Annotated in this window: 19 protein-coding genes; 11 read left to right on the top strand and 8 right to left on the bottom strand. The window is 63.0% G+C overall.

Annotated elements, in window-relative coordinates; translation table 11 throughout:
- The 3 genes from LB513_RS15320 (at position 1) to LB513_RS15310 (ending at position 2919) form a co-directional block, all read left to right on the top strand.
- Entirely contained in the window at positions 1 to 822 is an 822-nt protein-coding gene (locus tag LB513_RS15320; protein WP_224664333.1) for an ABC transporter ATP-binding protein, read from the top strand.
- A gap of 14 nt (positions 823 to 836) precedes the next feature.
- Positions 837 to 2210 (top strand): MCE family protein, encoded by a 1374-nt coding sequence (locus tag LB513_RS15315; protein ID WP_224664332.1) that lies wholly within the window; start codon positions 837 to 839, stop codon positions 2208 to 2210.
- A 139-nt stretch (positions 2211 to 2349) separates the two neighbouring features.
- Positions 2350 to 2919 (top strand): ABC-type transport auxiliary lipoprotein family protein, encoded by a 570-nt coding sequence (locus LB513_RS15310; protein WP_224664331.1) that lies wholly within the window; start codon positions 2350 to 2352, stop codon positions 2917 to 2919.
- A 102-nt stretch (positions 2920 to 3021) separates the two neighbouring features.
- Here the strand turns inward: LB513_RS15310 and LB513_RS15305 are convergent, their stop codons facing one another.
- Complete coding sequence (locus tag LB513_RS15305) at positions 3022 to 9972, bottom strand: kinesin (protein WP_224664330.1); 6951 nt, start codon at positions 9970 to 9972, stop codon at positions 3022 to 3024.
- Positions 9973 to 10242: 270 nt separating this feature from the next.
- Here LB513_RS15305 and LB513_RS15300 point away from each other — a divergent pair, with 270 nt between their 5' ends.
- From LB513_RS15300 to LB513_RS15290, 3 genes are all read left to right on the top strand, one after another.
- On the top strand, positions 10243 to 10611 hold the full coding sequence (locus LB513_RS15300) for an Hpt domain-containing protein (RefSeq protein WP_224664329.1): 369 nt from the start codon (positions 10243 to 10245) through the stop codon (positions 10609 to 10611).
- A gap of 173 nt (positions 10612 to 10784) precedes the next feature.
- Positions 10785 to 11105, top strand: a complete 321-nt coding sequence (locus tag LB513_RS15295; protein WP_224664328.1) for a 2Fe-2S iron-sulfur cluster-binding protein — start codon at positions 10785 to 10787, stop codon at positions 11103 to 11105.
- Between the two features lie 88 nt (positions 11106 to 11193).
- Positions 11194 to 12222, top strand: a complete 1029-nt coding sequence (locus LB513_RS15290) for an NAD(P)/FAD-dependent oxidoreductase (protein ID WP_224664327.1) — start codon at positions 11194 to 11196, stop codon at positions 12220 to 12222.
- A gap of 42 nt (positions 12223 to 12264) precedes the next feature.
- On the opposite strand, the gene LB513_RS15285 is transcribed toward LB513_RS15290, so the two are convergent.
- Complete coding sequence (locus LB513_RS15285; RefSeq protein WP_224664326.1) at positions 12265 to 13746, bottom strand: MDR family MFS transporter; 1482 nt, start codon at positions 13744 to 13746, stop codon at positions 12265 to 12267.
- Between the two features lie 173 nt (positions 13747 to 13919).
- Positions 13920 to 14537 carry a DUF922 domain-containing Zn-dependent protease gene (locus LB513_RS15280; protein WP_224664516.1) on the bottom strand — a complete coding sequence of 206 codons (618 nt, stop codon included), beginning with the start codon at positions 14535 to 14537 and terminating at the stop codon, positions 13920 to 13922.
- 120 nt (positions 14538 to 14657) lie between these two features.
- Between LB513_RS15280 and folP the strand changes: the two genes are divergently transcribed.
- The 3 genes from folP to folK are packed head-to-tail and all read left to right on the top strand — an operon-like array spanning position 14658 to position 16369.
- A complete protein-coding gene (folP, locus tag LB513_RS15275) occupies positions 14658 to 15509 on the top strand; it encodes a dihydropteroate synthase (protein ID WP_224664325.1) in 852 nt (283 codons plus the stop codon).
- Positions 15510 to 15513: 4 nt separating this feature from the next.
- Positions 15514 to 15873, top strand: a complete 360-nt coding sequence (gene folB / locus LB513_RS15270) for a dihydroneopterin aldolase (protein WP_224664515.1) — start codon at positions 15514 to 15516, stop codon at positions 15871 to 15873.
- Positions 15857 to 16369 carry a 2-amino-4-hydroxy-6-hydroxymethyldihydropteridine diphosphokinase gene (folK, locus tag LB513_RS15265; RefSeq protein WP_224664324.1) on the top strand — a complete coding sequence of 171 codons (513 nt, stop codon included), beginning with the start codon at positions 15857 to 15859 and terminating at the stop codon, positions 16367 to 16369. The genes folB and folK overlap by 17 nt, the downstream gene beginning before the upstream one ends.
- A gap of 183 nt (positions 16370 to 16552) precedes the next feature.
- Here folK and LB513_RS15260 read toward each other — a convergent pair whose 3' ends face one another.
- Positions 16553 to 17098, bottom strand: coding sequence for a DUF924 family protein (locus LB513_RS15260; protein WP_224664323.1), 546 nt, complete (start codon positions 17096 to 17098; stop codon positions 16553 to 16555).
- Positions 17099 to 17112: 14 nt separating this feature from the next.
- Complete coding sequence (locus LB513_RS15255) at positions 17113 to 18948, bottom strand: monovalent cation:proton antiporter-2 (CPA2) family protein (protein ID WP_224664322.1); 1836 nt, start codon at positions 18946 to 18948, stop codon at positions 17113 to 17115.
- Between the two features lie 163 nt (positions 18949 to 19111).
- Between LB513_RS15255 and LB513_RS15250 the strand changes: the two genes are divergently transcribed.
- Together LB513_RS15250 and LB513_RS15245 are read left to right on the top strand one after the other, a co-directional pair.
- The gene (locus LB513_RS15250; protein ID WP_224664321.1) at positions 19112 to 20101 is read left to right on the top strand and encodes an AraC family transcriptional regulator; all 990 of its coding nucleotides are present in this window, start codon (positions 19112 to 19114) and stop codon (positions 20099 to 20101) included.
- Positions 20102 to 20160: 59 nt separating this feature from the next.
- Positions 20161 to 21369, top strand: coding sequence for an MFS transporter (locus LB513_RS15245; RefSeq protein ID WP_224664320.1), 1209 nt, complete (start codon positions 20161 to 20163; stop codon positions 21367 to 21369).
- 57 nt (positions 21370 to 21426) lie between these two features.
- On the opposite strand, the gene LB513_RS15240 is transcribed toward LB513_RS15245, so the two are convergent.
- The 3 genes from LB513_RS15240 to LB513_RS15230 form a co-directional block, all read right to left on the bottom strand.
- Entirely contained in the window at positions 21427 to 21978 is a 552-nt protein-coding gene (locus LB513_RS15240; protein ID WP_224664319.1) for a hypothetical protein, read from the bottom strand.
- 123 nt (positions 21979 to 22101) lie between these two features.
- Entirely contained in the window at positions 22102 to 23193 is a 1092-nt protein-coding gene (locus LB513_RS15235) for a YcjF family protein (protein ID WP_224664318.1), read from the bottom strand.
- Complete coding sequence (locus LB513_RS15230; RefSeq protein ID WP_224664317.1) at positions 23190 to 24668, bottom strand: YcjX family protein; 1479 nt, start codon at positions 24666 to 24668, stop codon at positions 23190 to 23192. Before LB513_RS15230 ends, LB513_RS15235 begins: the two co-directional genes overlap by 4 nt.
- Positions 24669 to 24679 lie beyond the last annotated feature (11 nt).

The following is a 24679-nucleotide window of genomic DNA, read 5'->3' as shown; positions in this document are numbered from 1 at the left end:
ATGAGTGTGGACAGCACGACAGAGGCGACCAAGGTCGCGACCGATGGCCGGGACGGCGACGTCGTGCTCTCGGCGCGCGACATCACCGTGTCCTTCTCCGACAAACTCATTCTCGACAAGCTGTCGCTGGACATCAGGCGCGGCGAGATCCTTGGCTTTGTCGGTGCCTCGGGCGCCGGCAAGTCAGTTCTGCTGCGCACGATACTAGGCCTGACCCAGAAGCAGTCGGGGACGATCAAGCTTTTTGGCGTCGATGTCGCCACGGCAACCGAAAGGGACCGCTTGCGCATAGACATGCGGCTTGGCGTGCTGTTCCAGCACGGAGCCCTGTTCTCGGCGCTGACCGTGCTCGAAAACGTCCAGGTACCGATGCGCGAATATCTCGACCTGCCGCGCAAGCTGATGGACGAACTGGCGCTGCTCAAGATCGAACTGGTCGGTCTACCGCCAGACGCGGCGCATAAATTTCCATCCGAGCTGTCGGGCGGCATGATCAAGCGCGCCGCACTTGCGCGGGCACTGGCGCTCGACCCGGACATCGTGTTCCTGGACGAGCCGACATCCGGCCTCGACCCCATCAGCGCGGCGGAATTCGACGCGCTGGTCGTCAAGTTGCGCGATACGATGGACCTGACCGTCTATATGGTGACGCACGATCTCGACACACTTTTCACAGCCTGCGACCGCGTGGCGGTGCTCGGCAACAAGAAAGTGCTGGTCGAAGGCACGATCGAAGACATGCTGAAGAGCGAGGAACCTTGGGTAAAGTCGTATTTCCGCGGAAAACGCGCGCGGCAACTTGATCTTGCGGCGCGCGCATAGCCATAAGTGAGGCAATGGAAACCAGAGCCAACTACGTCATTGTCGGAATCTTCACGCTGGCCGCGATTCTTGCGGCTTTCGCGTTCGTCTACTGGACGGCGGCGATCGGCGACAAGGGAGAAACCACGCTGCTGCGCGTGCGCATCCCAGGCTCCGCGTCGGGCCTTGGTCGCGGCAGCTTCGTGCTGTTCAACGGCGTCAAGGTCGGTGACGTCAAGCGCGTCTATATCGACGTCGACAATCCGACGGTCGCGATCGCCGATACCGAGATCGACCGCATGACGCCGATCACCAAGTCGACCCAGGCCGATATCGGGCTTGCCGGCTTGACCGGGCAGGCCAATATCGAACTCAAAGGTGCTGACCCCAAGGAAGTAAAACTTCTCGACCAGGCTGAAAAAGAGGGCAAGGTCGCCGAGATCGTTGCCAATCCGTCGGCCGTGACCAACCTGCTGCAGACGGCGCAGGATATCTTTGGCCGTGCGGACAAGGTGCTGTCGGAGCTGGAAGGTTTCACCAGGGATGTTCGCGGGCCGCTGACGCAGACCGTGCAGAACGTGCAGACATTCTCCGATGCGTTGGCCAAGAATTCCGACGGAATCGACAAGTTCCTGTCTGCCGCCAGCACGCTGGCCGACGAGCTGAAGGGCGTCTCCGGCAAGCTCGACGGCACGTTGAAGGCCGCGGAAGGTCTGCTGAACGCCGTCGACAAGGACAAGATCAAGATCATCGTCGCCAATGTCGACACGGTGACGGGCAATCTCAAGGAAACGTCCCAGCAACTCGACGGCGTGATGAAGAACGTCAACACCGCCGTGGGCTCTGTGAATGATTTCGCCAAGCAGACGCAAGGCACCCTGGCCAAGGTCGACGGGGTACTTGACGGCATCGATCCGGCGCAGGTTCGAACCGCGCTGGCCAACATCCAGAAGGCCAGCGAAAGCGCCGACAAGGCTGCCGCAGACATTGCCAAGGTCACGAACAAGTTTGCTGACCGGGCCGATGACATCAACGAGACGATCAAGGATGCCAGGCAGCTCGCGCAGCGCCTGAATGACGCTTCGGTGCGCGTCGACGGCATTCTCCTCAAGGTCGACAAATTGCTCGGTTCGGGGCAGGCCGATGGCGTGATGGCCGACGCCAGGAACACGCTGAAGTCGTTCAAACAGGTCGCCGACACGCTGAATTCGAGGCTCGGCGTCATAACCAACAATCTGGCGCGTTTCTCGGGTCAAGGGCTGTCGAATGTCGATGCGCTGGTGCAGGACGGCCGCCGTGCGATCAGCCGTATCGAAGAAGCGGTCACCGATCTCAGCCGTAACCCGCAGCGCATCCTTTCGGGGGGCGAGGGAGAGGTTCGGCAGTTCGACGGCAGGGCGCGGCGTTGACTTCGGCCTTCGCGCGCCCCAGAAACAGTGGTTGCGCCAAAAACAGGCGTTGCAAGTGCCGGTCGTATTTTAAGTCCAGGCATAACGGTACCGGGAACAATAGGGATCGCGCGTGAAGTCCATAGTATCCAGATCGTGCGTGGCACTGCTTGCCTTGGCCCTTGCGAGTTGCGCGGCGCTTCCTGGCGGCGGACCCGCTCCACTCGACACTTTCGAGCTTTCAGCCCCGTCCATCGATGGCCGCGGCCATAGCCGTCGCCAGATCCTGATCGCCCAACCGTCGGCGCTCAAGGCGCTGGACAGTCAGAACATCGTCATCAAGCCTTCCGAGCGATCGATTCAATATCTCAAGGGCGCGCAATGGGCCGACCGGCTGCCGCTGATCGTGCAGGCACGGCTGGCCGAGACTTTCCAGCGCTCGGGCAGCTTCGCTGGCGTCGGCAAGCCGGGCGAGGGCCTTGCGATCGATTACCAAGTGATCGTCGAGATCCGCTCCTTCGAAGTGCGCGTCGCCGGTGGTGAACATGCCGAGGTCGACCTGTTCGTGCGTATCCTCAACGACCGCAACGGCGAGGTTCGGGCCTCCAAGAGTTTCACAGCGTCCGCGCCTGTCTCGGGCAGCGGCAATCCCGCCTATGTCAAGGCGCTGGACAACGCGTTCGGGGATGCGGCCAGGCAGATCGTTGGCTGGACGGATTCCGTCATCTGAGCCTCGCAAGGTTTGATCGCGCGACACTACTTACAGAATCGGCGGACGAAAAAAGGCGGGAAATTTCCCGCCTATTTGTTTCGGCTTCGTGCTGTCAGCCGATCAGTGCAAACGCCCGCTGGCATGGGCAAGCATGGTGTAGACCTTGCCGGTGTCCGAGGTCAGATAGGTCTGCGCCATGATGTTGTCGCGGTCGTTGCGAGACACATCCTTGAGCAGCTTTTCGAAATCGTCGCAGTAACGGTCGACGGCGGCTCGGAACTCCGCCTCCGCCTGATATTTGCGGCGGATTTCATCAAAGGTCTGCTGACCTTTCAGGGTGTAAAGGCGGCGTGTGAACACGTCGCGCTCACCACGCCGGTAGCGGTTCCACAGCTCGATCGAGGCATCATGGTCGATGGCCCGTGCGATGTCGACGGAGAGCGAGTTCAACGATTCCACGACATGCAGCGGCGAGCGCTGGGCGGGTGCCTCGCGCGGTGCTTCCGCGGGTGTCGAAGGCCTGAGCTCTTCATCGTTAGAAGCCGCACTCAGGAGATCGCGTACCCAGCCGCCCTGCTGTGTGCGGGGCGCGGCATCGGCGCGCGGGCGCGCCGGCGTTTCGGCCGGACGTTCGAGGTCCAGCGCACCACGCAAGGCGGGACCGTTCAACGGCGCCTGGGGCGAGCGCAGCTCAGGCTGCGGTGCAGGCGGCGCGCGGCGCGCCGGCTCGGGCCGTGCTGGCGGGGCTGCCGGCGGAGCCGCACGCAGAGCACGCGGCTCCGAGCCGTCGCCGCCGCGACCGGACTTCGCAACGATCTCCGACAGTTCCTTCAAGGCGTTGATCTGCTCTGAAACGGCACGGCGTATGGCCGAGGTCGATTCCTTTGCCTCCTCGGGCATTTCGACGACGCCCTTCTTGAGTTCGGCCCGGGTAAGGTCGAGTTCGCTTTTGATCGAGCCTGCCGTGCGCCGCATCTCCTCGGTCGCATCGGCAAAGCGCTTTGTTGCCGAATCAACGACCTCGGTGATCGCGGTGCGGATCTTGTCGGCCGATTCCATCGTCTTGCCTTCGGCGTTCTGCAGCGTCTGGCCGACAAGATTTTCGAAGGAGCGCATGACCCTTTCGAGATCTTCCGACTTCTTCACCAGTCCGACGGCGAGATCTTCAAGCGACGACTGCCTCTCGAGCGTGTGCTCGAGATTGCTCTGGGCCGAGCTCAACAGGTCCGACGCGCTGGCAAGCAGACGGCTGTGTTCGTCGAACTTGGTGGCGATCGACGCCACTTCCCGCAGGGTCGCTGATGACAGCTCCGTCAACCTTGTGGTGTTCGAATCGACCAGGCGCGCCGAACTTGCGAAGGTTTGGGCCGCTTTCTCGGTGGTAGCCGCAAAGCTCTGGGTGCTGCCGGTGAGGCGCTCGTCGACCTCGCCCAAATTGACCGCGGCCTGCTCGATCAACTGACCGAGCTGCGTGCTGGACTGGGTCATGCGGCCAATGAGGTCGGCAACGCTGTCTGACAGCGTGGAGCGGGCCCCTTCTACGGCCGACAGTGTCTCGGCGGTTCGGCTGGCAAGCGCGTTGACGAGTGCGGCATTCTCGCTGCGCAGTTTCTCGGTGGCGCGCTCGGTGACTTCTTCCATGCTCCTTTGGAGTTCCGAGCCACCCTGTGCAAAACGCTCGACCAAAGGCCGCGCCGTCTCGTCGAGGATTTTCGACATTTCGGCGGAACGCGCCGCGAGCATCGTGTTGAGCTCCCGGGTGTTGGCGCCGATAGTCTTGGCCGCGTCATTGGTGCTCTGGCCGATGTGCTGGCCCACCGCGGTGAAGGTTTCCGCGATGACATTGGCGCGGGAAACCAGTTGCGCCTCTGCGCTGGAAACCTGCTCGTTGAGCTTGCGGCCCATGGTTTCAGCCGTGTAGGCGAGGCGGTTTTCGACGCTGGCGATCTGCTCTTCGACACGGGCGGCCGTCGCCGCGGCGCTCGATGCCAGCCGCTCGTCGGCGCCGGCAAGCGCCTGCTCGATCTGCCGGGCATGCACGGCCATCTCCTGGCCTGTCTGCCTTGCCCGTTCCGCGACCCGCTGTTCGGTGTCGGCAAATGTACCGACGATGATCTCGGCATGCTCGCCGATCGCCGAGGTGCTGTTGGCGATGCGGGACACCAGACGCTGGTCGGCTTCGTCGAAGATCCGGCCGATTTCCGATGCGCGGCCCGACAGGGCTTCCGAGCCCTCGGCGATACGCGAGACCAGTTGCTGGTCGGCGGCGTCGAAGATGCGGCCGAGATCCGTCGCACGGGCCGCGAGCGCCTCAGCCGATTCGCCGATGCGCATCCCGAGACGCTGGTCGGCGCTCTCGAAATTGCGCAGGATGTCGCCGGCGCGGGCGGCCAGCGACTGTGCCGTCTCGACAGCGCGGGCAACAAGCTTCTGGTCGGCGGCGTCGAAGGCGCCGGCAATCTCGTCGGCGCGGGCGGCCAGATGGTCCGCCGTGTCCTGAGCGCGGGCGGCCAACTGGTCTGTGGTGGCCTGCGCGCGGGCCGCCAGTTTCTGATCCGCGACGTCGAACGTGCCGACGATCTCGCTTGCACGGGCGGCGAGCTGCTCGGCGGTTTCGTGTGCCCGGGCCAAAAGGGAGCTCGAGACATCGTCGGCGCGGGCAAGCAAGGCGTTCGACGTGTCCTGGGCTCGGGCATGCAGCCGGCGATCGGCGTCCTCGAACGAGCGGGCGATGTCCTCGGCTCTCGCCAGCAAGGCGGCGGAGGTCTGTTCGGCGCGCTCGGCGATCCTGCGGTCGGCATCGCTGAACGCGGCGCCGGCCTGCTCGTGCAGCGTGCTGGTGACTTCGAGCACCTTTTCACGCAAGGCGCCGGCAACGAAGACGGCGCTCTTCTCGAGCACGCCGCGGACATTGTCGACGCCTGTGGAGAGGGCACGTTCCATTGTGCCCGCGCGTTCCTCGATGATTCCGGTCTGGCGGCTGAACGCCTGCTCGATCTTCTCCACATCGGCGGCGATTGCCGCGGAAATGTCCGTGCTTCTGCCGGCGATCTGATCAATGTGCCCGGCCAGCGAACGGTCGACATCCCTGCGGGTCTCGGCGAGCTTGCCAAGATCATCTTCCAGCGCGCGGGTCAGCATGTCCCTGCCTTCGGCCAGCTTGCCGACATGTCCGGCGATGATGTCGTCGATATCGGCGCGGCTCGCAGAAAGCTTCTGCAGGTCGGCTTCCAACGCCCGTTTCAGGATATCGCGGCCTTCGGCCAGCTTCTCGACCTGACCGGCGACCAGCCCATCGATGCTCGAGCGGCTTTCGGCCAGCTTGGCAAGGTCGTCTTCGAGCGCCTTCGACAGGGTCGAGCGTTCCTCGACAAGCCTCTGCGCGTGGCTGTTGACCAGCCCGCTCACAGTGTCGAGGTCGGCTTCGAGAGATCTCGACAATGTGGTGCGATCCTGGACCAGCTTTTCGGAATGGCTGTTGACCAGATTGCCGACATTCTCGAGGTCCGCCTCGAGTGCCTTCGACAGTGTCGAACGCTCCTGGACAAGCCTTTCGGAATGATTGTTGACCAGGCTGTTGACGCTTTCGAGATCGGCTTCAAGTGCGCGGGCGAACTGCGCACGGTCATCGACCAGTCTCTGCGACTGGTCGGCAACGGTGCCTTTGATTGTATTCAGATCGGCCTCCAGCGCGCGGCGCAGGATGTCGCGGCCTTCTGCCAGTTTCTCGACCTGGCCGGCGACCAGACCGTCAATGCTGGAACGGCTGTCGGCGAGCTTTGCAAGGTCATCCTCAAGCGCCTTCGACAGGATCGACCGATCCTGGACGAGCTTTTCGGAATGGCTGGCGACCAGGCCGCTGACGCTTTCGAGATCGGCCTCGAGTACGCGGGCGAACTGCGCACGATCTTCGACCAGTTTCTGCGACTGGTCGGCGACCGTGCTCTTGATGGCACTGAGGTCGGCTTCAAGGGCACGCCGCAGGATATCGCGGCCTTCGGCGAGTTTCTCAACCTGGCCGGCGACCAAACCGTCTATGCTGGCGCGGCTATCGGCCAACTTGGCAAGGTCATCCTCAAGCGCCTTCGACAGGATCGAGCGATCCTGGACGAGCTTTTCGGAATGGCTGTTGACCAGATTGCCGACATTCTCAAGGTCGGCCTCGAGCGCCTTGGACAGCGTCGAACGGTCCTGGACAAGTCGTTCGGAATGGTTCGCGACCAGGCCACTGACGCTTTCGAGATCGGCCTCGAGCACGCGGGCGAACTGCGCACGGTCATCGACCAGTTTCTGCGACTGGTCGGCCACGGTATTCCGTATGGCATTGAGGTCGGCTTCGAGAGCGCGGCGCAGGATATCGCGGCCCTCGGCCAACTTCTCGACCTGGCCGGCGACCAGCCCGTCGATACTGGAACGGCTGTCGGCGAGCTTGGCAAGGTCATCCTCGAGCGCCTTCGACAGGGTCGCACGATCCTGGACGAGCTTGTTCATATGGTCCGCGATGACGCTGTTCACATTCTGCAGGTCGGCTTCCAGGACCCGTGACAGCTCGCCCCGATCCTCGGCCAGCTTTTCCGACTGGCTGCTGATGACGCCCTTGATCGTATTCAGGTCCGATTCCAGCGCGCGCCTGAGAAGATCGCGACCTTCCGCGAGCTTTTCGACCTGGCCGGCGACCAGGCCATCTATGCTCGACCGGCTTTCTGCCAGCTTGGCAAGATCGGCCTCGAGCGTCTGCGACAGCAGGCCACGGTCCTCGGCCAAACGTCCTGAATGGTCTTCGATCAGACCGCGTATGCCGGAGAGGTCGTTCTCGAGCGAGTTGGAAAGCAGCGTGCGATCTTCGGCCAGCTTGGCGGAATGGGTCTCGATCAGGCTCTTGATGCCGATGATGTCGTTTTCCAGCGCCTTGGCAAGCACGGCGCGGCCTTCGGCGATCTTCTCCACCTGACCGGCGACGAGACCGTCTATGTCGGCGCGGCTCTCCGATAGCTTGCCGAGGTCGGCCTCCAGGGCGCGCGACAGGATATTGCGGCCCTCAGCCAGTTTTCCGACATGTCCGGCAACCATTTCGTCAATGATCGTACGGGCTTGAACAAGCTTTCCAGAGTCTTCGTTCAAGGCAAGGGAAAGCTTGTTTCGACCTTCTTCCAGCCTTTCGAGGTGGCTGCCGAGAGATGCGTCGATGGCGGCGCGTGACTCATTGACTTTGCGCAGATCCTCTTCAAGCGCGCGCGCGATGAGGTTACGGCCCTCGGCGAGCTTCTGCACCTGGCCAGTCACGGCGGCGTCTATGTCGGCGCGGCCCTCGGCGAACTTCTCGAGGTCTGCGTGCATTGCCGCAGCCATGCGCTCGCGGCTCTCTGCGAGCTTACGGCTATGGTTCTCGACGGCTTCCTCGATCCCAACCCGGGCGTCGGCAAGTCGCTGGATGTCGTCATCGAAGGAGCGCGAAACGACATGTCGCGCGGCTTCCATGCGTCCGGCGAAATCACTGGCGCGGGCTTCGAGCATGGACGAGGTCGAGGTGACGATGTCGGCCATGTCGGCGCCGATCTGGGTCTTGCCCTGATCGATCATCGCCGACAGCGTTTCCTTGCTTTCGGTAAAGGTGTGAGCGATCTCACGGGCGCGCTCGACCAGGGTCTCGTTGATCTGGCGGGCGCGCGCCTCGAGCGCTGCATTGAGCTTCTGCGTTCCGGTGTCCAGCGCCTCGGCACGGGTCTGGAATTCGCTGATCAGCGCCTGGCCACGCTCGGCGAGCGTGCGCTCTATGCCGTTGAGGCTGGCTTCGAATTCCGAATTCAGGGTGCGCGCCGCGCCGCCGAGCAGGGATACCATGCCGGTGGTGCGGTCATCGAGAAGATCGGTCAGCGAACGGGTAAGACCGTCTGTGGTGTCCGTCAGCTTGGCAATGCGGGTATCGAGCAGGCTGGCGAAGGCTTCACCCGAGGTCGACAGCCGCTCGGTGATCGCATCGAGCCGGCCCTCCACCGAATCGAAGATCGACATCGAGCTATCATTGATGCGGTCGATAAGCGTGTCGCCGGAATTGGTGATCGTCATCGACAGCTTGGTCGACGCGTTGAGGATCGAGTCGCGAATGATGTCGCTGGCGGCGCCGATTTCGTCCTTCAGCGTCTCATGTGCCCCGGTGATCGAGGCACGCACGCGTTCGGCGTGGGTGACAACGGCTTCGCGCTCGCTGCCCAGCCCGTCGACCAGTGACCGTATGCGGGATTCATTCTCCGAATAGGAACGTTCGATCTGGTTCACTTCGCTGTGGACCAGGGTTTCGAGTTCCACGGCGCGAGCGAGCGTGCGTTCGATGCCTTCGCCCATGGCGGCGACCTCGCGGCGAACGGCTTGGCCGATCATCATGACGCGATCCTGAGCAAGGTTTTCAGGCTCGGTCAGGCGGAAGGCCACCTCCGTCATCGACTGGGCGGCGATGCGCATTTCCTGGGCGCGCCGGATCATTGCCGCGAAGGCCCAGAACAGGATGACCGGCAGGATCGCCGCGACGGCCAGGCCGATCAGTTCGGGGCGGGCAAGAAGCTGGTCGATCGTGCGTATATGCCAGATGCTCGGCCCGAAGAGGAGATTGGCCAGTGCGCCTGCGCCGGCGATCCAAACCAGGGACACGACGGCAACCACCCAATATATCGTGGTCGAAGCACGCCGGTTGAGGCTGTGGAGAAGTGTCTTGTAATCCTTCTGGCGATCGTCATTGGCTGGCGAAAAACCGGCCGGCTGGGCGCCATTGCGGGGTTCGACCGGGCGAAGCTCGGCCGGCTTGGCCTTGGGCGTGGGTTTCATGGTCTGGGATTGGTTTGCCTGGGACTGCGTGGCCTGGCCCTGGGCGACAGGGGAGGCCTGGTTTTGGCCACGACCTTCGCGCGCCAGTTCATCGGCGGCCTGGGATATCTGCGCTTCCAGATCTTCCATGGAAGCCGCGATGTCGAGATCACCGCCGCCGATATCGCCGCTGAGGTCGATATCGAGCGCCTTTTCAAGTTCCCTGGCCACGTCGCTGTCCAGTGTTCTGGTCGTCGTTGTTTTCTTCGCCATGCCTTCGCTACCCTGTACTAGCTGCCGCGGGCTTAGTTCTGCTTATTATCACCCCCGCGCAGGAGGCTGAAAATGGACTCTCGTATCGTAATGACACAGGGGGGTAAAGAAAACATGCATTCCGCGAGATACGTAAAACTTTAAATATAGGGTTAACGCAGACGTGATTTCCCGGCCGCTTTCGCAACATTTTTCCACGCCATTCATTAACGCGTTGTCCACCGGGTTCGCCTAGTTTTCCGGCGGCTTAGCAAACGGAGTTGCAATTTCATGCGTGGCGAGAGCGGTATTGCCTTTTCAATGCCCGGCGGAGACGTGTCGGGGCAAGGGCGGGCGCGGCCGGTCGATTTGGCACACCTTGCCCGCCAGACGATGGGCGACCGGAGCCTGGAGCAGGAAGTGCTGGCGCTTTTTGTGCAGCAGGCACTGTCGGTGCGGGACCAGATTGGCGGCGCCAGCATCAAGGATCGGCTGCTTCTCGCTCATGGGCTGAAGGGCTCGGCGCGGGGCGTTGGCGCATTCGCCATCGCCGATTGCGTCACCGAGATCGAGGGCCGGCCCGAAGACAGCGAAGCCCTCACGCGGCTGGGCGCACTGATCGATGAAGTGCGCGATTTCGTCGCCGCCATCAGCCGCTGAGCCGGTCTGCCGAAAAAACGTCATCTGGCGGCGCTTTCGTGCGGCAGTTGACTTGTCGCTTAGTGTCTTGAATCTGCAATCGGCCAGTTCGCGCCCGCATGGGAGCGAATCAGGCGAACTCTAAATCACGGCGCCAGGGTGACTATCCCGTTGACATTCCCATCAGGTGACAAATGACCAAGCTGACATTCATCGCCCATGACGGCACTCATTTCGAGATGGATGCCGAGAACGGCTCGACGGTCATGGAGAACGCTATCCGCAACGCGGTTCCGGGCATTGAGGCGGAATGCGGGGGCGCCTGCGCCTGCGCGACCTGCCATGTGTATGTCGACGAAGCATGGACAGCGATTGTCGGCGAGCCGGAGGCGATGGAGGAGGACATGCTAGACTTTGCCTACGACGTCCAGCCGAACTCGCGGCTGTCCTGCCAGATCAAGGTTCGCGACGCGCTTGACGGCCTGGTCGTAAGGGTGCCCGAACGTCAGGGCTGATCCTCGCCCGCCGATTTTTCAGAGCTCCGCTTGGCAGCGGGCCGGCGGTCATGCAGTCTCTCTACCTATGCAGCAGCGAGGCCATGGCATGACCGGCACCATCAGCACGGACGTTCTCATTGTCGGGGCAGGGCCGGTGGGCCTGTTTGCCGTGTTCGAACTCGGCCTGTTCGACATGAAGTGCCACCTGATCGACATTCTCGACCGTCCCGGCGGCCAATGCGCGGAGCTCTATCCGGAGAAGCCGATCTACGACATTCCCGGTTGGCCCTCGATCTCGGCGCAGGGGCTCATCGACAGGCTGCTGGAGCAGATCGCGCCTTTCAAGCCGGACTTCACCTACAACCGCATGGTTTCCAGCCTTGAAAAGCTGGAGGACGGCCATTTCCGTGTCACGACCGACGAGAATGAGGTGTTCGAGGCCAAGGTGGTGGTGATTGCCGCCGGCGGCGGCTCTTTTCAGCCCAAGCGCCCCCCGATACCGGGCATCGAACTCTATGAAGGCAAGAGCGTCTTCTATTCGGTGCGCCGGATGGAGGATTTTCGCGGCCATGACCTTGTAATTGTAGGAGGCGGTGACTCCGCGTTGGATTGGACCCTGAACCTGCAGCCCGTGGCGAAGAGCGTCACGCTAGTGCACCGGCGGCCCGAGTTCCGCGCCGCCCCCGACAGCGTCAACAAGATTTACGCCATGCAGGAGATGAAGCAGCTGCGGTTCCAAGTCGGCCAGGTGACCGGACTTACCGGCGCCGACGGCCAGCTCTCGTCGGCTGTCATCAAGGGGCCGGACGGCGATGTGGAGATGCCTTGCACCCGCATGTTGCCGTTTTTTGGATTGACCATGAAGCTCGGACCGATCGCCGAGTGGGGGATCAATCTTCATGAGAACCTGATTCCGGTCGACACCGAAAAGTTCCAGACCTCGGTGCCCGGCATCTTCGCAGTCGGCGACATCAACTGGTACCCGGGCAAGCTCAAGCTGATCCTGTCGGGCTTCCATGAAGTCGCCTTGATGGCCCAGGCCGCCAAACGTATCGTCAGCCCAGGCGAGCGCATCGTGTTCCAATACACAACTTCGTCGAGCAGCCTGCAGAGGAAACTCGGCGTGGTCGAATGAAACGCCGGCCGGTTCTTTGGAAACGCGGCGGAAGAACGAATGCTATTCCGCCATCACCGCCGCGTGCTCGGCCTTGCCGCGCAAGGCCTTCTCCGGCATCAGCCAGAGCGCTATCAGGGCCAGAACCAGCGTTGCCGCGGCGACGAGAAAGATCATCACGAAGGGTTCGGCGGATATGACCTGGCCAACGGCCAGCGTCCCTTCTCCGGCGGCAAGAGGCAGGCCGTAGCCGAGGGCGACCGCACCAAGCATGGCGACGCCCAGGGCGCTGCCCAGCGAGCGCAGGAAGGTCAGAACGCCGGTGGCGACGCCTAAATGCGGGCGGTCGACGGCGTTTTGGACCGAAACCGTTGCGACGGGGAAGGTGGTTCCGCTGCCCAGCCCTATGCAGATCGTCAGGATCTCGACAAGCAGCAGCGAGGCATGCGCCGCGACGACGGCGAGCAGGCCGAGGCATAGTATGGAGAAGAGCACCCCGACCATGGCGATCCGTTTGTAGTGGGTAAAGCGCTGTATCATGCGGCCGCTGAACGTGGCGCCGGCCACCGTGCCCAAGAGCAGGCCGAGCATTGCGAGGCCGGATTCGCTGACCGAAAGCCCAACGATCGACTGCAGATAGACAGGCAGATAGACCGCCAGGCCAATATTGGCGGCTTGCAAAAGGAACATGGATGCGGTGCCGCCTAGGACGATTCGATTGCTCAGCACCTCGAGCGAGATGAGCGGCTCGGCCGCGCGCAGCAGCCGCAGCGAAAAACCGGCCCAGAATACTGCCGATGCCGCAAGCAGCCCAAGGATCTCACGCGACATCCACGGATATTCGCTGCCGCCCCAATTCAACGCCAGCAGCAGCAATGCGGTGGCCACGACGAGAAGCCCCGCGCCCAGCCCGTCTATGCGATGCCGCTTGGCGGCGATCGGCAGTTTCTTGAGGGGATTGTTGATGATCACCATGGCCAGAAGGCCAAGGGGAATGTTGATCCAGAAGATCAGCGACCAGTGGAGATGCTCGGCGAAAGTACCCCCAAGCAGAGGCCCGGCAATGCTGGCGACGGCCCAGGTGCCGGAGACCCAGGCGGAGTAGCGAGCCCGCTCGCGCGGCGGGACGAGGTCGCCGATGACGGTCTGCGCCAAGGTGAACAGGCCGCCGCCGCCGGCGCCCTGGATCGCCCGTCCGATCACAAGCACCAGCATGTTGGGTGCCAGCGCGCTGACCAGCGAGCCCGCAAGGAAGATGAGGATTGCTGCGTAAACGGTCGGCCGGCGCCCATAGACGTCGGAAATCTTGCCGTAGAGCGGCGCCATCGCGGTCGCGGTCAACAGGTACCCGGTGACGATCCAGGGCAGATATTGCGCATGACCCAACGCGTGCCCGATGGTCGGCATGGCCGGTGCGACGATGGTCTGATCGAGTGCCGCCAATAACATCGACAGGAGAACCCCGGCGATGATGGCGTTCTTCTCGCTTTCCGTCAGCGGCGTGCCTGTTCCCCCCATCGTGTTCCTGTCGACAGCCTGGTCCATGTCACTTCGTCCGTAAGTTCACGACCCTGCGGCGGCGTGTTTCGTTCGCTTGATCGCATAGCTATTGCAGCGGGCGCCCGGTACATGGCGTCCCATAGGCCGATTTCGAGGGGTCATTGGACGTTTTTCCTCGCTGGCACCACGCTTCGACGGATTTTGGCTTGCGTGCCCGTTCAGGCTGGAGGCAGCCGACCATTGTCCAGGCGTTCGATGCGGTAGCGCAGCAATCTCAGGATGCGGCTCTCGAAATTGACGCCTTCTACGCGGTCGAACCGCATTTGATCCCGGTCATGTTTGGCGAGGATGGAAGCGGTGATCGCAGCGGCTTTTGCCTTGGCCGCTTCGCAGGTCTTCTCGGGATAGGTTGCCTTCAGCGCGTCTTCGAGTTCGCGACCGTGGTTCTTCGCAATCTCGACATGCCGTTCCTCATGACGCCTGATGTCGGCGGCCAGCGTATCCCAGAACAGTCGTACATCGCCGTCCGCCTTGCGCGGGCGGCGCCACTCAGGAAGGATGACCTTTACCTTGATGGTCACCACAGCGTCGGCGATGCGGCAGGAACTCGCTGACTGCGCGTAGCTGATACGGGTGGTGAAGGCCATACGGGTAGCGCCGGGATGCCGCATTCCCGTGCTCTTGACCTCGGGGCCGTGTTCGGAGAGCTGGGTCTCGATGTCCTCCAACGTGCTGCCGCCTATGGAGAAGTAGCTGTATGACTTGACGAGATTTGCCGCGCCCGCCGGCCAGGCGGTGCCGCCGAGTAGCAGAGCGCACAGCAGGTATCGTTTCATGCCAGGGATGGATCGGTTCATTATGTTGCCTCTTTGGCCACCTTGCTTTAGGGGCGTGGCCGGCGCAACGCAATTGATCCGCAACGGATCACACATGGGTGATGACCTTTGGTTCATGGGGTGGCGACAAGGCGGTGGCGGTTGGCTCATGGGCGTCATCTCGACCTTGGCGGCAAGGCCGTGGTTGTCGGGATCCTCAACGTTACCCCCGACAGCTTCTCGGACGGCGGTCTGTTTGACGCTCCGGAAAAAGCGCTGGTCCAGGCCCGCCGCATGGTGGTGGAAGGAGCGCAGGTCATCGACGTCGGTGGAGAATCGACGCGCCCCGGCGCCGCGCCCATCTCGGCAGCCGAGGAACAGGATCGGATCCTGCCGGTAATCGATGCCTTGGCGGATTTCGGCGAGATGCTGATTTCCGTCGACACCTATCGCGCGGAAACCGCGCGTCTGGCGGTCGCCGCCGGCGCCCATATCGTCAATGACGTCTGGGGTCTGCAGCGGGAACCCGATATTGCACGCATCGCCGCCAACATCGGGGCCGGGCTGGTGATCATGCATACCGGGCGCGGGCGCGAGAAGCTGCCGGATGTGATCGCCGACCAGTTGGCATTCCTCACGACATCGCTGGAAATCGCCCGCTGCCATGGCGTCGCCGATGATCAAATCGTGCTCGATCCGGGCTTCGGCTTCGCCAAGGAGACGGCCGAGGAAAATCTCGACCTGATGGCCCGCTTCTCGGAGCTGCATGCACTCGGCTTCCCGCTGATGGCCGGCACATCGCGCAAGCGATTCATCGGTACCGTCACCGGCCGCGATGCGGCTGACAGAGGCGCGGGTACTGCGGCGACGAGCGTCATTTTGAGATTGCAGGGCGCGCATCTGTTTCGCGTCCACGATGTCGCATTCAACGTGGACGCGCTGGCCCTCGCGGATGCTATGCTTGCGCGTCAAACCGATCAAACGGGCCGCTGAAGCAATGTATGTCATTCGTCTGAAGAATTGCGCTTTCTTTGCGCGGCACGGCGTGCTGGACGAAGAAGAACGGCTCGGTCAGCGCTTTTATGTCGACGCTGTCCTCACGGTCGATCCAGGCCGCGCGTTGGTTGAGGATTCGATAGAAGATACAGTGAATTACGGCATCGCCTTCACGGAGATCGAAAAGATCATCACCGGACAGCGCCGCTTTCTGATAGAGTCCCTGGCGCTCGAGGTCGCGCGTGCACTGACAGCGCGGTTTCCGCAGATCAAGAAGGCCGAGATCACGGTGCGCAAGCCGAACGCGCCGGTGCCTGGCGTGCTCGATTACGTCGAGGTGACCGTTGTCTGGCCAGAATAATACCGTCTACCTGAGCCTCGGCGGCAATCTGGGCGATCCGGAAGCGTCGATGGCTGCCGCGCTGCGGATACTGGACGCCGATGCCGATACCAGGGTCGCCGCCGTCTCCTCGCTTTATCGGACTCCGCCCTGGGGCAAGCTCGACCAGCCTGATTTCCTGAACGCCGCCGCCGGCCTGTCGACCCGCCTGTCGCCGCGCGCGCTTCTGGATCTCTGCCTCGATGCCGAGCGAAGGCTCAAGCGCGTGCGCGAGGAGCGCTGGGGACCACGCCTCATCGATATCGACATTCTGGTGTTCGGCGACCGCATCATCCAAGAAACCGGGTTGGAAGTGCCGCATCCGCGTATGCTGGAACGCGCCTTCGTGCTGGCGCCGCTGGCCGAGATCGCGCCGGAGCTCGCCATCCGCGAACAGAGCGTATTGGAGCGACTGCGCTCGGTCGACGCGGCGGGTATCGAGCGCCTGCCATCCGGCCGGGACTGGTGGCTGCGCTAGAGCAATTCCAGGAAAAGTGCGAAACGGTTTTCCATCCGGAATTGCGTCAGAACAAACAGTTGGGCGGTTTGCCGTTCCGTGAAACAGTGAACCGCTCCAGGGGCGGGCGCCTTCGTCAGACGGGGCTGAATGAGCGGCGTTGCCTGCAGAACCCGAGCTCTCTTGCGAAATGCGTCCCCGGCGTCAGCCGGAGAAGCCACCTCCGTCCAGGAAAGCCCGTTCAGCCAGAGTCGTTTCCCGGCCAAGCATGCTGTTTCGATGCGGAAAGCGACCAAAACGCTGGATGATGTCGCGGTGCTCTTCGGCATATTTCAGATAGGGTTCGGCCCTGGTCCGGGTCAGTTCGACCGACAGGTCCTGGTCGGCCATGACCTCGGAATGCTCATACGGCAGATAGACGAAGACGCGGATTTTCTCGTCGAGATCAAGATCGTGGCCGGCGGCGATGGCCTTCGCGGCGAAATATCTGGCGAGCGGATCGGTCGCGTACATATGCGCGGTGCCGCGAAAGCAGTTGCGGGGAAACTGGTCGAGCAGGATCATCAGCGCGAGCGACCCTTCGGCATGGCCCGACCAGCCGTCGCATTGCCGCCGCGCCACGGCATAGTGTAGATCGAGGAAGCGGCGGCGAAAATCGGCGTCGAAGGCCTCGTCCACCTTGAACCATGCGTCCTCTCCGGCATCGCGCCAGAAGCCGGTGACCGACCGCGCCCTGATGTCCAATTCCATTTGCTGGTCCTCGCTCAATCTGGCGGATCGGATTTGTGCAGCACACCGGCTGTCTCTTCGCTCAGCGCCCGACCGGGCCTGCGCGGCGTCGAGAGCGGTGTCGGGATCGGTGTGCCGATATTGCCCTTGAGGAAGCGTTGGCCGGAGCGAATGCCTTCGGCGAGCTGCGTCTCGAAGCGGGCCGTATCGCGCCGGCGGACATCCTCGATAACATCGGCAACGTCTTCCGGAGCGACGCCCAGCGCTTCGAGGGCCGAACCGCCGAACACTAGCGCCGACTCAAAGGTCTCACGCAACTGGAAGTCGACGCCGGCGCGAATGAGCTGCAGCGCGGTTCCCCTGTCATAGGCGCGCGCCAGCACCGTGAGCAGGGGGAATTCGGCCTTGATCAGCTGGGCGATGCGAACGGCCACATCCGCCTTGTCGACGCAGATGAGGACCGCGCGCGCCCGGCCGGCCCCTGCGGCGTGCAGGATGTCGAGCCGCGTGCCGTCGCCATAATAGACCTTGAAGCCGAAATCCGCCGCCGCCTGGATCATTTCGACTTCGTTGTCGATGATCGAAACATCGATGCCGCGCAGCAAGAGAGGCTGGCTGGCGATCTGGCCAAAGCGCCCAAAGCCGATGACCAGGACGCTTCCGGTCAGGCCATCGGCGACGTCGACGCCGTCAAGCGACTGCTCGTCGAGTGGCGTAATCGAGCGCAAGGCGATGATCGCCAGCGGCGTCAGCACCATGGAGATGATGACGATGGCCGTCAGCGTGGCGTTGGCCTGGCTGTCGATGATGCCAACCGCCGCAGCCGCCGAATAGAGGACGAAGGCGAATTCACCGCCCTGGGCCATGAAGACGGCGCGTTCAAGCGCTTCCCGATGACCGGTTCTCATGGCGCGGGCGACGACATAGATGCCGAGTGCTTTCATCACCATATAGGCGACGACGTAGATTGCGACCATCCGCCAGTTCTCGGCGACGACATGCAGGTCGAGCGACATTCCCACTGCAAGGAAGAACAGGCCGAGCAGGATGCCGCGGAACGGCTCGATGTCAGCTTCCAGCTGGTGACGAAAGGTCGATTCAGAGAGCAGCACGCCGGCCAGGAAGGCGCCCATCGCCATCGACAGGCCGCTGAGTTGCATGGCGAGCGCGGATCCTAGAACGACCAGCAGGGCCGCTGCCGTCATCACCTCGCGGGCGCGCGCATCGGCCAGGACGCGGAAGAATGGGTTGAGCAGATAGCGGCCGGCCAGCACAAGACCGGCGATCGCGGCAAGCCCGATGCCGATTTCGGTCAGTCGCTGGGTCAGGCTTGTGTCAGCCCCGCCCGGTGCCAGGAACGCTATCAGCGCGAGCAGCGGGACGATGGCGAGGTCTTCCAGCAACAGAATGGAGACGATGCGCTGGCCTTTGGGCGCAGCGATTTCACCGCGCTCCTCCAGAAGCTGCATGACGATCGCCGTCGACGTCAGCACGAAGCCGGCGCCGGCAACGAAGGCCTGCGCCACCGGAAAGCCGCCCGCTACGCCGACACCGGTAAGCAGGACCGCGCAGACGCCGACCTGCAGCGCGCCGAGGCCAAAGATTTCGCGGCGCAGGCCCCACAGCCGCGACGGCTGCATCTCCAGCCCGATGATGAAAAGGAACATCACCACGCCCAGTTCGGCGACATGCAGGATGGCTTCCGATTCGGAAAACACGCCGATGCCGAACGGGCCGATCACGACGCCGGCTGCCAGATAGCCGAGGATGGAGCCGAGGCCCATGCGCTTGAAGATGGGAACGGCGATGACCCCGGCGGCCAGCAACGCCACCACCTGGATGAGGTCGCTGTCCGATGCTTCCGCTGCCATGCCTCTTTTCCCCTTGTCCGACAGCACTCCTTGCATGCTGTTGGAGCAGGAGGCAAGGGCGGGCGGCCTGCCCGGGCAGCCAGGGTAGCCTTGAGGCGATGCGCGTGTTGTGAAACAACGGTCTTCGCTTGCCTGCCGGACGTTTGGTGTTTATGTCGATGGAATGAATGACCATTCGTCCTGGCCGTCACCACAGCAGCATATCCCCATGGATGCGCTCAGCGAGGTCCTGCAGGACTTTCGCTTGAGCGGCGTCAACTATGGTCGTTGCGAATTGCGGCATCCATGGAGCATCGCCTTTCCGCAACAGCCGCTGCTTCGTTTCCACTTTGTCGGCCAGGGTCCGTGCTGGATCCATACCGAAGCACAGGGTTGGCAAGAGTTGCGCGATGGCGACCTCGTGCTGCTGCCGCAAGGCATCGCTCATCGGCTGGCGAGTTCGCCGGAGGTTGCCGGCGGGTCCCTCGAGGATTGCCAGGTTACCAAATTCGGAGGCAACGTCTGCGACGTGGTGCGGGAAGGCGCCGGCGCGACTAGCACCCTGTTCTGCGGCTCCATGGCCCTTGGCTCCTGTGCGCTGAACCCGTTGATTATGTTAATGCCGCCTGTCATCAAGGGGTGCGACGTGGCCGGAAATGACCCAATTGTCGGGCCTCTGCTGGCTGCCATGACGCAGGAGGCGGCACAGCCACAGATGGGCAGCGCCACCATCCTGTCGCGCATGGCGGACTTGCTGACGGCCCGGCTCATCCGCTGCTGGGTCAATTGCACCGCCGCCTCGACCACCGGTTGGCTCGCCGCTATCCGCGATCCGCATATCGGCCGCGCCCTTGCGGCCATGCACAGAGACCCAGGCCGCAACTGGACACTGGAAAGCCTCGCCGGCCTCGCAGGCCAGTCGCGCTCGATTTTTGCCGAACGCTTCAGCGCTGTATTGGGAGAGGGCGCCGCACGCTATCTCGCCCGACTGCGCATGCAGCTTGCCCGCGAATTGCTGGGGCAGAACGGCCTGTCGGTGGCCGAGGTCGCTACCCGCCTGGGCTATGAGTCTGAAGCCTCCTTCGCGCGCGCCTTCAAGCGCATCACTAATGTCTCCCCGGGCGTTGTGCGCCGCACAATTCCCGGACGAATAGACATGAATTTCGGACTTTAGGATACATATCATCCAAGTGGACTGGCCTATAAGCATCTCCAGAATTTGGAGATGCTTCCGTGACAGACACAACATTAAAACTTGAGGACGCCGCGATAGACGTCGATCCGGTTGCGCCGGCCGCTTGGAGCGCAACCACCTGGTTCGCGGTCATTTCATTGGCGGCCACCAGCTTTGCTCTGGTATCAGCCGAATTTCTGCCGGCAGGCCTGTTGACGCCGCTGGCGCGTGACCTCGGCATCAGCGAAGGCACGGCCGGACAGGTCGTTACCGCTACCGCCTCGGTCGGCGCGGTGACGGCCATGTTGAGCAATGTGCTCATCGGCCGATTGAACCGCAAGGCAGTGCTGGTTGGCCTCAGCGCCCTGGCGGTCGGCTCCAACATCCTTGCAGCGCTGGCGACCGATTTCTGGCTGTTGTTGCTGGGCCGCGCCGGATTGGGGGTAGCGCTCAGCGCCTTCTGGGCACTTTCGGTCGCCGTTGTGGCGAGGCTGGTCGGGGCCAATGCGACCGGGCGGGGCATGGCTATTGTCACCCTCGGCGTTTCGCTGGCCACCATTGCCGCACCGTCGATGGGCGCGCTGATCAGCGATTGGCTCGGCTGGCGCAGCGCCATGGCCATGACAGCGGGGCTGGCCTTGCTTGCCATGCTTTTGCAGTTGCTAAGCCTGCCTTCCTTGCCGGCAACGGCGAGCAACAGTCTTGCAGACGTTTTCAGCCTGATGCGGCGGCGTGGCGTCCAACTCGGCATGCTCGCCATCCTCCTGCTGATGACGGGGCATTTTGCCGGCTCCGTCTATGTGCGTCCATTCCTCGAACATGTGACGCACCTTGCAACCGGGCAAATCGCCTTGGCCTTGCTCGGCTTTGGCATCGCCGCAGTGATCGGCAATATTGCCGGCGGCCGCATGGCGGACGCCAACATTCAAACGGCTCTGGTGGTCAACACCATCCTGATGGCGCTGGCTGCGCTGGTCCTGGTGCTCTGGGGCGTGCACATCGGCGTCGCTTTCGGCTTCGCGACGCTGTGGGGCTTTGCCTTCGGCATGGCGCCCGTGGTGCTGCCGACAAACCTGTCTCGCGCAGCGCCCGACGCGCTGGAAGCAGCGGGCAGTCTGATGGTCGCTTCCTTCCAGGTCGCCATTACCATCGGCGCGGTTGTCGGGGGCTATGTCGTCGACACCTATGGCCCAACGGCGCCTTTGACCGTGACGGCGATCCTTGCGGGATCGACGGCCGTCTTGGCGCTGCTGCAGCCGCGAAGCTGAGCAGCCGCAGTCGGCGGCGGCGCGATGTTGGCGCGCGCCTCAATTGACGCGATGCGCTCAGTTCGGCGCGATGGAGCCGACCTCGACGGTGTCGACGCGTTTCAGGCTCATTCCGATAACCGGCACCAGTTGATCCTGAACGCGCACGGCAATCGTCACCGTCATCGAGTTGTCATCGGGAATGCGGGCCTGCATGACGCCGCGCAACTGGTTGCGATTGATGGTGAAGACCACCTTGCGTGGATCGACCACATTGCCGCCAATGATGTCGAGGCCCGCGCCCGCAGCGCCTCCCATGAAGGAGCCCTTGTAATCGCGGCCCTTGCGCTCGATCCTGGCCGACATTGGCTGGGTGAAGACGCCGACGCGGCAGCCACCGTCCAGCGCCATGCCCATCTTGCCGTCAGGTGAGGAGCCGGTAAAGCTGCAGTTGAACTTGGTGCCCTTGTACTTGCCGGCGACGATTTCGCCGGGTCCGACCCATTTGCCTTCGGCCGATTCGAAGAATTGCTTGTCCGGTTCCGCCGCGACAGCCTTCCCGGCGATGCCGACGGTTGCGGCGAATGCGAGCGCCATCGGCACGACACTGGACAGAACTAGGCTTTTCATCGACGACACCCGGCAACAAAGACTCTGTTTGGAACCGGTTTGAGCATGAAGAAGATTGGTTAATGCTTCGTCACCCTTACACCCACATAGCGCGGTCCGGTAAGCATCCAGAGGGCCGCGATGCTATTTGCGGGACTCTGCGGTTTCGGCACCTTTCCGGCTCGCGAACGATGTCAATGCCGAGAGGAAATCGCCCAGTCCGGGCCGCTTCGCAGCGCTGAACGGCAGGGGCCTTGCGGTTTCCATCGCCGCAATGCCGATGCGCGCCGTCATCATGCCGTTGACGACGCCTTCACCCAGCTTCGCCGATAGCCGCGCCGCGAGACCGTGGCCAACGATCTGCTGGACGAAACTGTCGCCGACCGCGATCGAACCGGTGACGGCGAGGTGAGCTAGCACGCTGCGCGCCAGGCGGAAAAAGCCCAGTGTTCCCGGCCGACCGCCATAGAGTTCCGACAGCCGACGGATCAGCCGCCCGGCCTCGAATACGACATAAGCGACATCGACGAGAGCGCGCGGACTGACCGCCGTCACCAGCGAGACGCGCTTGGCGGCTTCGAGGATCATCATTTTCGCCCTGGCATCGAGCGGGCCGAGGATCTCCGTTTCGGCCAGACGCACCAGATTGCCGCCGTCGATGATCTCGTCGCGCAAATCGGCAAGCGCGCGGCGGCCGGCGGCGGTTTCCGGCTTGGATGCAACAAAGGCCGACAATTCGTTGACAACCGATCGCGCTGCCTTCGGATCGTCCCGGGCTATGGCGTCGAGCGCCCGCCTTTGCAGCTTTTCGACTTCGGCGAGGCGTGAGATCGCCAGGAATTCGCGAACCAGGATGACCAGAAGCGCCAGCAGGGCTATGCCGGCCATACCGGCCGCCAACCAGCCCAGCCATTCAGCGCGCGCGAACAGCTCGCCGATGAGTTGATCGGTCCACAGCCCGACCGCCAGCGAAACCAGCACGCCGAACGCACCGAAGAAAATGCTGCCGAGCAGCGAGCGTCTTCTTGGGACAATGGCAGGCGGAGGTTCCGCGGTGACGATGTCGGGCTCGTCGAAGACATCGACTTCCGCCGGGATGACCATCGCGATGTCGGTTTTCAAGGCGCTGGGCTTCCTCGAAGGGTCAGCCGGGGTAGGACGCGTTTGCGGCGTCCCTTTTCTTGGCTCGACCTCCGGTTCGATGCGGAAGGCCGCCGGCTTGCGGGGCGGGTTCATGCCAGATGGTCTCCGATCAGAAACTGCAAGGCGCGGTCGAGCCTGATATGTGGCAGCGACAGTGTGACACCTTCGGCCGTGCGTTCGAGTTTGGGAGGGCGGAACCGGACGAAGCGAATGGCCGGGTTGGGGGTGCCCGGTCCGTCTCCTGGTCGCGAAGCTTCGAACACAGCATCACTGTTCTGCGGCAAGTCGCCGGGAAATATGGCGGTTTCCGAGTTTCCATCGAAGGTTTCGCCGTCGATCTGCTCACCGGCGATCGGTGTGCCCATGATGACCGGCAACGTCTCTCGGCCTTGCTTGACGGTGCCTTCCCGTGTCGCGCGCACCGCCGCCATGGCGACGACATCGACATCGGCGCCGGTCAAATTCGCCCGTGAGACGGCTCGATCGGCAAGCCGCCGCACGATTGCCTGGAGACGGTCGTGGCTCTCGTGGTGCAGGTGATCGGCTTTGGTGGCGGCGACCAGTATGCGGTCGATACGCCGTGAAAACAGGTCGGTGAAGATGCTGCCGCGGCCGGGACGGAAACAACTGAGGATTTCGGTCACGGCGCGCTCGAGGTCGGCCATGGCGCCGGGACCGGCGTTCAATGCCTGCATGGCGTCTATCAGCACGATCTGCCGGTCGAGACGGGTGATGTGCTCGCGGAAGAACGGTTTGACGACATGTGTCTTGTAGGCCTCGTAGCGCCTTTCCATCATGCCGTGCAGCGATCCCTGGCGCGGACGCCTGTCGCCGAGTTCCGTCAGCGGCGCGAATGTCAGCGCCGGCGAGCCTTCGAGGTCGCCCGGCATAAGGAATCGTCCCGGCGGCAAGGTCGAAAGGGCCCGCTCGTCGAGCTTGCAGGCCTTGAGATAGGCGGCGAAGCTCTCGGCCAGCCGGCGTGCCGTCATCTCATCGGCGTCAGCATTCGCATCGACCTCGGTCGCTAGTGCCCGCCATTGCCGCGATAGGTCCTCGCGCACCGGAAGGTCCGCCATTTCGAATGCCTCGCGGGAGAAATCGGCGAAGGATTTGCCGAGCAGGGGCAGGTCGAGCAGCCATTCACCGGGATAGTCGACGATGTCGACGGACAGTTTTCCCGAGGAGAACATCCGGCTCCAGCCTGAGGCCGACTCGTATTCGATGGTCAGCCGCAGTTCCGAAATGGCGCGGGTCGAGTCGGGCCAGGAGCGCCCGTTGATGAGGGCGGCGATGTGATCCTCATACTGGAAACGAGGAACGGCATCGTCCGGCTGCTGCTCGAGGAAAGCGCGCGCAATACGCCCGGATTTCTGCGCTTCGAACAGCGGCAGCCGTCCGCCATGGATCAGATTGTGGACGAATGCCAAAATGAAGACCGTCTTGCCGGCGCGGGAAAGTCCGGTGACGCCCAGCCGCAGCGACGGAGAAAAAAGGCCGCTGGCACGGCCCGACAATGTATCGAGGGCAATCCTCGCCTCGTCGGTGAAAGTCGTCAGCGATGATGCCAAAATATGATCTC

It is taken from the genome of Mesorhizobium sp. ES1-1 (genome assembly GCF_020164785.1).
Lineage (GTDB): Bacteria > Pseudomonadota > Alphaproteobacteria > Rhizobiales > Rhizobiaceae > Mesorhizobium.
Note: the sequence above shows the minus strand (reverse complement) of the source record. Positions and strands in the feature narration are given on the sequence as shown.